9 protein-coding genes are annotated in these 9128 nt (G+C 66.1%); 8 read left to right on the forward strand and 1 reads right to left on the reverse strand.

The genetic code is table 11. The features are described 5' to 3' along the window. Positions 1 to 3: 3 nt before the first annotated feature. The 7 genes from BRAS3809_RS24380 to BRAS3809_RS24410 all read left to right on the forward strand — a co-directional run bounded on the left by BRAS3809_RS24380 (position 4) and on the right by BRAS3809_RS24410 (position 7774). Positions 4 to 393 (forward strand): Zn-ribbon domain-containing OB-fold protein, encoded by a 390-nt coding sequence (locus tag BRAS3809_RS24380; RefSeq protein ID WP_008964698.1) that lies wholly within the window; start codon positions 4 to 6, stop codon positions 391 to 393. 251 nt (positions 394 to 644) lie between these two features. Further along, complete coding sequence (locus BRAS3809_RS24385; RefSeq protein WP_008964699.1) at positions 645 to 1505, forward strand: MaoC family dehydratase; 861 nt, start codon at positions 645 to 647, stop codon at positions 1503 to 1505. Between the two features lie 140 nt (positions 1506 to 1645). Then, on the forward strand, positions 1646 to 2524 hold the full coding sequence (locus tag BRAS3809_RS24390) for an SDR family oxidoreductase (protein WP_008964701.1): 879 nt from the start codon (positions 1646 to 1648) through the stop codon (positions 2522 to 2524). Between the two features lie 107 nt (positions 2525 to 2631). Continuing rightward, the gene (locus BRAS3809_RS24395; RefSeq protein WP_008964702.1) at positions 2632 to 3585 is read left to right on the forward strand and encodes a dihydrodipicolinate synthase family protein; all 954 of its coding nucleotides are present in this window, start codon (positions 2632 to 2634) and stop codon (positions 3583 to 3585) included. Positions 3586 to 3587: 2 nt separating this feature from the next. Then, positions 3588 to 4391, forward strand: coding sequence for an NUDIX hydrolase (locus tag BRAS3809_RS24400; RefSeq protein ID WP_008964703.1), 804 nt, complete (start codon positions 3588 to 3590; stop codon positions 4389 to 4391). A 112-nt stretch (positions 4392 to 4503) separates the two neighbouring features. Beyond that, a complete protein-coding gene (locus tag BRAS3809_RS24405) occupies positions 4504 to 7185 on the forward strand; it encodes a PAS domain-containing protein (RefSeq protein ID WP_008964704.1) in 2682 nt (893 codons plus the stop codon). Between the two features lie 133 nt (positions 7186 to 7318). After that, positions 7319 to 7774, forward strand: coding sequence for a hypothetical protein (locus BRAS3809_RS24410; RefSeq protein WP_502685678.1), 456 nt, complete (start codon positions 7319 to 7321; stop codon positions 7772 to 7774). A 15-nt stretch (positions 7775 to 7789) separates the two neighbouring features. On the opposite strand, the gene BRAS3809_RS24415 is transcribed toward BRAS3809_RS24410, so the two are convergent. Further along, positions 7790 to 8173 carry a VOC family protein gene (locus BRAS3809_RS24415; protein WP_008964706.1) on the reverse strand — a complete coding sequence of 128 codons (384 nt, stop codon included), beginning with the start codon at positions 8171 to 8173 and terminating at the stop codon, positions 7790 to 7792. Between the two features lie 221 nt (positions 8174 to 8394). On the opposite strand from BRAS3809_RS24415, the gene BRAS3809_RS24420 reads away from it, so the two are divergent. Further along, entirely contained in the window at positions 8395 to 9108 is a 714-nt protein-coding gene (locus BRAS3809_RS24420; protein WP_008964707.1) for a hypothetical protein, read from the forward strand. The last annotated feature ends 20 nt before the right edge of the window (positions 9109 to 9128 follow it).

Below are 9128 nucleotides of genomic sequence, written 5' to 3' on the forward strand. Positions count from 1 at the left end.
CTGATGTCTGAAGCCAAGAAACTGCCGGCCCCGATCACCAATCCCGAGACCAAGCCGTTCTGGGACGCTGCCGCCGAGGGCAAGTTCCTGATCAAGCGCTGCACCGCCTGCGGCGAGGCGCATTACTTCCCGCGCTCGATCTGCCCGTTCTGCTTCTCCGACCAGACGGTGTGGGAGCAGAGCGCGGGTGAGGGCGAGATCTACACCTTCTCGATCATGCGAAAGTCGCCGACCGGTCCGTATGCGATCGGCTACGTGACCTTGAAGGAGGGCCCGTCGCTGCAGACCAATTTCGTCGATTGTGATCTGCACAGCCTGAAGATCGGCCAGAAGGTGAAGGTGGTGTTCAAGCCGACCGACGGCGCCCCGCTGCCGTTCTTCACGCCGGTGTAGGCGAGGGCGCACATGCCGCCGCGCGTCATTGCGAGCGCAGCGAAGCAATCCAGGGTGATTTCCACGACTCTGGATTGCTTCGTCGCTTCGCTCCTCGCAATGACGATAGTGGCTCGAGCTGTGAGCCCGATGAAGAGTGCGTAGGGTGGGCAAAGGCGCGGAGCGCCGTGCCCACCGTGATCGTTGCAAGAAAGACGGTGGGCACGCTTCGCTTTGCCCACCCTACGACAAAAGACATTCGGGGAGGCGACATGCCGATCAACTACGATGAGCTGATGGCGATGAAGGCGATCGGGCAGCCCTATGCCTACACCGATCGCGAGGTGATGCTGTACGCCTATGGCATCGGCATGGGCGCCGATCCGATGGACGAGCGCGAGCTGGCCTTCGTCAACGAGGCCACTGCCGAGCCGCGGCCGCTGAAGGTCGTGCCGACCTTTGCCTCCGTCGCCGCGTGGGGCGCAGGCCCCGGCGACATGAAGCTGAACCGCGTGCTCGTCGTCGATGGCGAACGCGACATCACCTTCCACAAGCCGCTGGCTGTCGCTGCGAAAATCACCGCGGACTCCTCGGTGCTCGCCGTCTCCGACAAGGGCAAGGACAAGGGCGCCGTCATCCGCCACCAGACCATCCTGCGCGACGAGAGCGGCGCGCCGCTGGCGACCCTGGTGGCCTCGCGTTTCGCCCGCGGCGATGGCGGCTTCGGCGGCCCCTCCGGCGGCATCCCCGACCCGCATCCGGTGCCGTCGCGCGCGCCGGACCGCAGCGTCGAGATTTCGACGCGGCCCGACCAGGCGCTGATCTACCGCCTCTGCGGCGACCGCAACCCGCTGCACTCCGACCCCGAATTCGCCCGTCGCGCCGGCTTCCCCCGGCCGATCCTGCACGGCATGTGCACCTACGGCCTGACCTGTCGCGCGGTGCTGCAGACCTATGCCGACTACGACGCGTCGGCGTTCAAGCAGCATGCGGCACGGTTCTCCTCGCCGGTGTTTCCGGGCGAGACCGTGACCGTCGATCTGTGGAAAGATGGCGACGTGATCTCGTTCGAGGCGCGGGTCAAGGACCGCAACGTCACCGTCATCAAGAACGGCAAGACGGTGCTCGGTTGATAATTGCGATGTGAGGCACAGCTGTTAGTTATCGTCATGCCCGGGCTTGACCCGGGCATCCATCCTCTTCTGGAGATGGATGGCCGGGTCAAGCCCGGCCATGACGGAGAAAACAAGAACATAAGGCGGAGGACGCACCCATGGGACTGCTCGACGGCAAGGTGGCGCTGATCACCGGCGCAGGTGGCGGGCTCGGCGAGGCCTACGCGAAGCTGTTCGCGCGCGAGGGCGCGGCGGTGGTGGTCAACGATCTCGGCGGCCCACGCGATGGCTCGGGCTCCGATCTCTCGATGGCCGAGCAGGTGGTGGCCGCCATCAAGGCCGAAGGCGGCCGCGCTGTCGCCAACGCGGCCGACATCTCGACCATGGCCGGAGGCCAGTCGGTGTTCGACGATGCGATCCGCCATTTCGGTCGCGCCGACATCCTGGTCAACAATGCCGGCATCCTGCGCGACCAGACATTTGCCAAGTCGAGCGAGGCCGACTGGGACAAGGTCATCCAGGTGCACCTCAAGGGCACCTTCTGCTGCACGTTGCCCGTCTTCCGATGGATGCGCGACAATGGCGGCGGCGTCATCGTCAACACCTCCTCGACCTCGGGCCTGATCGGCAATTTCGGCCAGTCCAATTACGGTGCGGCGAAGGGCGGTATCTGGGGCCTGTCCAACGTGCTGGCGATCGAGGGCCGCAAGTACAACATCCGGGTCTGGACGCTGGCGCCGGGGGCTCTGACCCGCATGACGGCCGATCTGCCGCGCTACAAGGAGAATCCGGGTGCGGCGTTGACGCCCGAGGGCATTGCGCCCGCGGTGCTCTACATGGTCAGCCCGCTCTCCGGCGACCAGACCGGCAAGGTGCTCGGCGTCTCCGGCCCGCGCGGCGTGCGCGAGTTGCGCATGATGGAAATGGACGGCTGGAAGCCGCCGTCCTCGGCCTGGAACGCGCGGGACATCGCCGAACACGCAGGGGAGATATTCTTTTCGGAGGACGAGATTCGAAAGTCCGCCCGGCGGTTCTAGGCTATAGGTCGTTCCCGGACGGTCCGAAGGACCGGACCCGGAACCTCGAGATTCCGGGTTCGATGCTGCGCATCGCCCCGGAATGACATGCTGAAAAAGAGGATCCCATGAAGCTCACCGCCGCCGCCAAAGGCACCTTCGCGATCGCGCCGACGCCGTTCCACGAGGACGGCCGCATCGACGAGGCCTCGATCGACCGGCTGGTCGATTTCTACGCCGAGGCGGGCTGCGACGGCATCACGGTGCTGGGCATCATGGGCGAGGCGCCGAAGCTGGACGCGGCTGAATCCGCCGAGGTCGCGATCCGCTTCGTCAAGCGCGCGAAGAACATGCAGATCATCGTCGGCGTCTCGTCGCCGGGCTTCGCGACCATGCGCGCGCTGGCCCGCGCCACGATGGACGCGGGCGCGGCCGGCGTCATGATCGCGCCGCCGCCGAGCCTGCGCACCGACGACCAGATCACCGGCTATTTCAAGCAGGCGCATGAAGCGATCGGCGAGGACATTCCCTGGGTGCTGCAGGATTATCCGCTGACCCAGCAGGTCGTGTTCACGCCGGCCGTCATCCGCAAGATCGTCATGGACAGCCCCTCCTGCGTGATGCTCAAGCACGAGGACTGGCCGGGCCTGGAGAAGATCTCGGCGCTCCGCGCCTTTCAGAAGGACGGCTCGCTCAAGCCGCTGTCGATCCTGTGCGGCAATGGCGGCCTGTTCCTGGATTTCGAGATGGAGCGCGGCGCCGACGGCGCGATGACCGGCTACGCCTTCCCGGAAATGCTGGTCGACGTCGTCAAGCTGTCGCAGGCGGGACAACGCGATGCCGCGCATGACCTGTTCGACGCGCATCTGCCGCTGGTGCGCTACGAGCAGCAGCCCGGCGCCGGCCTCGCGGTACGCAAATACGTGCTGCAGAAGCGCGGCGCGATCGCTTCCAGCGCGCAGCGCAAGCCGGGCTCGGCGATATCGGCGGCCGCCAAGGCCGAGGTCGATTATCTCCTGTCGCGCGTCGCGCGCTATGACGTCCGCGCCAATCTGCAACCCCGAGCCACCGCCGCGGAGTAACCATGGCTGACGTTGCCGCCGTCCGTCCCGCCTCGACCGTGCTGCTGCTGCGCGACAGCGCGGCGGCTCGCGAGATCGAGGTGTTCATGATGGTGCGCCACCATCAGATCGAGTTCAACTCGGGGGCCCTGGTGTTTCCGGGCGGCAGCGTCGACAAGGGCGATCAGGAGATCGCCGGCACTCCCGAACTCTATGCGGGCGATCAGGGTCTCGACGCCGAGACGCTCGGCTTCCGGATTGCCGGAGTGCGCGAGACGTTCGAGGAGAGCGGCATCCTGTTGGCACGCCGGAAGGGCGCCGAGGCGTTGATCGACGCGGCCGCCGCGCGCGAGATCGAGGCGGCCCATCGCCTGGCGCTGTGCGAGAGCAAGATCAGCTTTCGGGAGGTGATCGAGACGCATGGTCTCGTCCTGGCGCTGGATGCGCTGGTGCCCTATGCGCACTGGATCACGCCCGAGGGCATGCCGAAGCGCTTCGACACCTGGTTCTTCCTGGCCGCCGCGCCGCCGGACCAATTGGGCGGCCATGACGGCCGGGAGTCGACGGACTCGATCTGGGTGTCGCCGCGCGAGGCGCTCGCGGGCGGCGAGGACGGCCGCTTCAAGCTGCCTTTCCCGACCACGCGCAACCTGATCCGGCTCGGCAAGCAGCCGGCGGTGGCCGCCGCGCTGGCGGCGGCGCGGGATATGACGATCGTGACGGTAATGCCGGTCATGACCAGGACGGCCGACGGTGGCCGCGAGCTGCGCATTCCGCGCGAGGCCGGCTATGATGGGGAGGTGTTTGCATTCGGTGCGGCCGGTTAACCGCACGGACTATTTTTCGTCTGGCGGGGATGCCTAGACCGATATTGTTCCTAATTTGTTCTATTGGCCGCGTGGCGGCTCGTATATAGTGCGGTTCCGACCATCGGATCCCATGAGTAAAAACGTTGATTTCGGCCTGGCCTGTGATCGCCTCCGATCCGTTACGATCGGACGGTTGATCTTTGGCAGTTTTTTGCTGCTGCTGGCCGTCATCACCGCCACCAGCATGGCGAGCGTCATCGCCATCCGTCACATCGATTCCACCTTTGCCGAGCTGCAGCGGCTGCAGGGCGTCGGCGATCTCGCCGAGGAGATCGACCAGCGCATGAACGAGCTGCGGCTGGCGGCGCGCGATTTCGTCACCGATCCCGCCTCGCGCTCGGACCGCGTCATGGAAGCCGCGACCGAGCTCAGCGCGCTGTTGAAGAAGACGCGGCTGCAATTGGCGCCGGAGCAGCAGGCGACCATCGACGGCGTCTCGCAGCGGCTGACGAATTATCGCGAGGGCATCGACCGCATCAGCGCGCTGATCGCCCAACGCGCCGAGCTGCTGTCAGGGCTGCCGGCGGCGCGCGAGCGCTTTGAGGAGGCGATCGCGGGCGTGACCGACCGCGGCACCGCGCGCGCCCTGTTCCAGGTGCAGAACCAGGTCGGCGCCGCGCTGCTGGCGCGCGATCCCGCCGGTGCCGAGCTGGCGGCCCGCAGCATGCGCGCGCTGCCGATCGAGGATGCCACGTTGCGGGCCGCCGTGGACCGCTACGCCGAGGCGATCATCGCCATTTCCGGGACCGAGGACGAGATCGCCCGGCTCGACAAGGAAGTGCTGGGCATCGAGGGCCGCCTGATCGGCCGTGTCACCGAGCTGTTGCGGGCGCTCAGCGCCAGCCAGGGCAAGGTGCTGTCGCGCGATTTCGCGCGCACGCTCGCGGAAACGAAATGGCAGAGCATCATCTTCGGCACATCGGGCGTGCTGATCGGCATTTTCGCCGCGTCGTTCGTGGTCCGCCGGACCGTCAAGCCGCTCGCCTCGATCGCGCGCTCGATCCGGGCCCTTGCGGCCGGCGAGAAGGCGACGTCGATCCCGCAGACCGACGTGCAGAACGAGATCGGCGACATCGCGCGCGCCGCGGAAGTGTTTCGGCAGACGCTGCAGGATGCCGACGCGGCGCGCGAGGCGGCGGTGCGCGCGCTCGCGGAGCAGCGGCTTGCCGAGGAGAGCTATCGCAAGCTGTTCGAAGCCTCCATCGACGGTATCTATGTGACAACCCCGAGCGGCCTCGTGCTTAACGCCAATCCGGCACTCGCGCGCATCATGGGCTACGAGTCTCCGAGCGAGCTGATCCAGAGCGTCAACGACATCGCCGACACGATCTATGTCCATCCCCTCGCGCGCGAACGCTATCAGCGGCTGATGCGGCGCGACGGCATGGTCCGCGAGTTCGAGTATCAGGTGCGCCGGCGTACCGGCGAGATCCGCTGGCTCTCTGACAGCGCCACGGTGGTCCGCGACGAGAGCGGCGAGGTGGTCCGCTATGAAGGCGTGGTCCGCGACATCACCGATCAGAAGCGTGCGGAAGATGCGATCGCCGAAGGCCGGCGCCTGCTGCAGCAGGTCATCGACACCGTGCCGGCGGTCATCAACGTCAAGGATCGCGAGCTGCGCTATGTCCTGATGAACCGCTACATGGCCGGCATCTTCAACGTCGAGCCCGAGGATGCGCTGGGGCGCACCACGGGCGAGCTGATGTCGCGCTATGGCGCCAGCAAGACCGACGGAAACGACAAGCGCGTGCTCGCGACCAAGGCCGGTCTCGGCTTCTACGAAGAAGAATATCTGGATTCCTGCAGCGTGATGCGGCAGTGGCTTGTCAACAAGCTGCCGCTGCTCGATGCCGACGGCGAGGTCGACAAGATCGTCACCGTGGCGCTCGACATCGGCGAGCGCAAGAAGAGCGAGCAGGAGATGCGCAAGGCCAAAGAGGCGGCCGAGACGGCGCTCCGGAACCTGCGCGAGACCCAGGCCTCGCTGATCGAGGCCGAGAAGCTCGCGGCGCTCGGCCGCATGGTCGCGGGCGTCGCGCATGAGGTCAACAATCCCGTCGGCATCAGCCTGACCGTGGCATCGGCGCTGGAGCGCAAGACCGAGCGTTTCAGCGAGGCCGTCACGCGCGGCGAGCTGCGGAAATCGAGCCTCAACGAGTTCATCGAGACCAGCCGCAATGCGGCGGCGCAGCTCGTCGCCAACCTCAACCGCGCCGCCGAGCTGATCCAGTCGTTCAAGCAGGTGGCGGCCGACCGCAACTACTCCGACCAGCGCTCGTTCGATCTCGCCGATCTGACTGAGCAGGTGGTGATGAGTCTGCGCCCGGGCGTGCGCAGACAGAACCTGACGATCAACGTCGATTGCCAGCCCAATCTGGTGATGAACAGCTATCCCGGCCCCTATGGCCAGGTGCTGACCAATCTCTTCCTCAACGCCGTCGCCCATGCATTTCCGGATGGCCGCAACGGGACCATCGAAATTCGGGCGCGCGAGTCCGGGCGCGACAATGTCGAGATCGTCTTTTCCGACAATGGCTGCGGCATGGCGCTCGACGTTCGTCGCCGCGCCTTCGATCCGTTCTTCACGACGCGGCGCGACCAGGGCGGCACCGGGCTCGGCCTGCACATCGTCTACAACATTATCACCAACAGGCTCGGCGGCCGGCTCGATCTCGACTCGGAGCCCGGCGCGGGAACACGCGTCCGGATCATTCTGCCGCGCGTGGCGCCGCTGGAGCAGGCGGCCGAGTAGTTGCGAACAAGCATGTGGCTGAACGACGTCGATTCCCGGGTTGACTCTCACGAAGCCGCGATCGAATCGAAATCTGGCCCGGTTGATGCATCGTGTTCCGCGCACCCAGGAGTGGTGCAGGAGCCAGATGGAAATGAGCAAATCGATCGTGTCACGCGGCCATCGGCCGCATCGCGCTGATTGTTCGGCTGTCAGTCACACCGGTTCGAAGCGGCAGGAGGCCGGCCGCTGGAAACCTCCCATCCAGGTCACGGGCGCCGCGTTGCTGATCGCGCTCGCAGCGCCGCCGACGCAGGCGCGCGATCGCGGTCAGTGGGCGAACTCATCGCCTGACATCAAGGCGTGGTTCGACGGCCTGCGCAGCGGCAAGGGCCCGTGCTGCTCCGACGCCGACGGCAGCGCCGTCAGCGACGTCGATTGGGAGAGCAGGGGCGGTCACTACCGTGTCCGCATCGAAGGCGAGTGGTTCGACGTTCCCGACGATGCCGTGATCACCGAACCCAATCGGGTCGGCCGCACGATGGTGTGGCCGATGCGCGGCTATCAGGGACTCTCGATCCGCTGCTTCATGCCCGGCAGCATGACGTAGGCGGAATGCGGTCGCTCAGGCGTATTTCTTGTCGCGCTCCAACAGCTCGATGGAAATGCCCTCGGGTCCGCGAATGAAACAGATGCGCACACCGGGGCGGATCGTGGTCGGCTCGGTCGTGAAGGTGACGCCCTTGGCCTTCAGCTCGGCCGCGACCGCGTCGATGTCCTTCACGGTGAGACCGAAATGATCGAGGCCCTGGTGTGGCGTCACCGGCGCAGCATTGACGCCGTCGCCGGGTTCGACCTTGGCGATGAACACGCTGGCGCCGCCGAGCCTGACGTCGATGCGGCCGGGATTGCGGACGATCTCGCCGCCGAGAACGTCACGCAGCCAGGTGGCGGTTGCTTCCGGCTCCGGGCTGCGCAGATGAATGTGGTCCCACGTGACTTGCAACATCGTCGAGATCTTTCGAACAGTGAACCGCCCGAACAGCGGCGGCGTTTAGGGCATGTCGGCAACGACGCGTCTGTTTACCGGCTCGCCGATCGCCGCGCCAGTGCGACCGGCCGGTGGTATCCCAACCTGCCCTCCAAATGTCGGCTTTACGTGCAATATGATCGACGTTTGCCGATTGAACCTCCAAACGCCCGGCTGGGCGGCCCATGGTGCAGACAGACATGAGCGCCGGCTTCTCTCGTTTGTTCGGACGCAAGCTCGACGCCCAGGCCGCGTCCGTCCCGCGCCAGCGCAACAGCGCGCAGATTCCGTTGGGCACTGCGGTGCTCGGTCTGTTGGCGCTCGCGCTCGTCATATCGGGCGCGGTTGCCTGGCTGATCGTGTCGGCAGATGACGGCGACACCGGAGATCCCAGCCTCGCCCAGCTCGTGACGATCCCGGGGAGCGCGTCATACGCAGGCGATGAGGACGGAACGGAGCCGTCGCGGGGCTTCCCCTCCGTGGTGCCTGGGCTTGGCGAAACTTCTGCCACGGGGCCGGCCACGTCGGTGCCGGCCATCGGCGGGGGCAGCAGCCTGATGGACGCCCATGCGAGTCTTGCCCCAATCGCCCAGCCGGAACGCTCGGCGCCCTCCAGCTCGGACGTTCTATCCGGATTGCGCATCAGTTCCCAGTCGTGGCGACGAGGCGGTCTAGGGTCGAGGGCCCTGATCACGTTCACCTTGCGGAACGCCAATACCTTCGCCGTCAAGGACGTCGAGATCAGCTGCGCCTTCAGCAGGGGCGACGGCAGCCACGTGACCGACCGCCGGCGGTTCGTGCCGGGAGAGGTGCGGTCACAGAGCCGCAAGACCTTCGCCGCGGTCCATGTCGGATTTGTCAACGTTAATGTCAGCACGGCCAAATGCGTGCTGGTTGCAGCGACGAAAATCTAATTATGTCGCGCTAGTTTCCA

The organism is Bradyrhizobium sp. STM 3809 (assembly GCF_000239795.1).
Classification (GTDB): Bacteria; Pseudomonadota; Alphaproteobacteria; order Rhizobiales; family Xanthobacteraceae; genus Bradyrhizobium.

Excerpts from the sequence above, each read along its gene's own strand:
- BRAS3809_RS24380 (WP_008964698.1), top strand. The coding sequence starts at position 4 with ATGTCTGAAGCCAAGAAACTGCCGGCCCCGATCACCAATCCCGAGACC.
- BRAS3809_RS24385 (WP_008964699.1), top strand. The coding sequence starts at position 645 with ATGCCGATCAACTACGATGAGCTGATGGCGATGAAGGCGATCGGGCAG.
- BRAS3809_RS24390 (WP_008964701.1), top strand. The coding sequence starts at position 1,646 with ATGGGACTGCTCGACGGCAAGGTGGCGCTGATCACCGGCGCAGGTGGC.
- BRAS3809_RS24395 (WP_008964702.1), top strand. The coding sequence starts at position 2,632 with ATGAAGCTCACCGCCGCCGCCAAAGGCACCTTCGCGATCGCGCCGACG.
- BRAS3809_RS24400 (WP_008964703.1), top strand. The coding sequence starts at position 3,588 with ATGGCTGACGTTGCCGCCGTCCGTCCCGCCTCGACCGTGCTGCTGCTG.
- BRAS3809_RS24405 (WP_008964704.1), top strand. The coding sequence starts at position 4,504 with ATGAGTAAAAACGTTGATTTCGGCCTGGCCTGTGATCGCCTCCGATCC.
- BRAS3809_RS24410 (WP_502685678.1), top strand. The coding sequence starts at position 7,319 with ATGAGCAAATCGATCGTGTCACGCGGCCATCGGCCGCATCGCGCTGAT.
- BRAS3809_RS24415 (WP_008964706.1), bottom strand. The coding sequence starts at position 8,173 with ATGTTGCAAGTCACGTGGGACCACATTCATCTGCGCAGCCCGGAGCCG.
- BRAS3809_RS24420 (WP_008964707.1), top strand. The coding sequence starts at position 8,395 with ATGAGCGCCGGCTTCTCTCGTTTGTTCGGACGCAAGCTCGACGCCCAG.